1 protein-coding gene is annotated in these 593 nt (G+C 56.5%); it reads left to right on the forward strand.

Annotated features, from left to right (window positions below):
- Positions 1–358 (forward strand): ankyrin repeat domain-containing protein (locus JNK74_29560; GenBank protein MBL7650321.1); only part of this gene is annotated, 358 nt, incomplete at its 5' end.
- Between the last annotated feature and the right edge of the window lie 235 nt (positions 359–593).

The following is a 593-nucleotide window of genomic DNA, read 5'->3' on the forward strand; positions in this document are numbered from 1 at the left end:
CGTAGACGGACAGTGCACCCTCATCGAACTACTTCTTAAAAACGGCGCCGACATCGACGACCGCCAGGGCAGCTTTGCCATGACGCCGCTGGAAGTGGCTGTAGCCAACAATTGTCAGTCTGCTGCAAAACTACTGTTGGATAACGGCGCCGCCCCCAACGGCAGACCGGGCGACCGGCAGACTCCTCTGGGACTGGCGGCCGGTATGCACAGCACCATTCTCGTCAATATGCTTCTCGAGCGGGGAGCCCAATTAAACGCCAGGGACGGGCAGGGCAAAACTCCTTTGGAAAGAGCCCTGGAGAGAAACGATGAGATGCTGGCCGACTACCTGAAGAGCCGCGGCGCTTCCCCCTGACGCCTGACGCCTGACGCCTGACGCCTGACGCCTGACGCCTGACACGGGATTCTACAACCTGCCCCCCTTCTGCATTTGCAAGCAGTAAACAATGCCGCAGTATGTAACTAAACTACTGGCGAGGTGAGCCTCAACATGCTAACCTCGCCAGGTATCTAAGCCGGATATTTACCCTGGAGTAAATGAACGCCAGTGCAGCCCTCGGAAAAGCAAGATAAGGTAATTGTCTTCAATT

The sequence above is a fragment of the Candidatus Hydrogenedentota bacterium genome, assembly GCA_016791475.1.
Taxonomy (GTDB): Bacteria; Hydrogenedentota; Hydrogenedentia; order Hydrogenedentales; family JAEUWI01; genus JAEUWI01.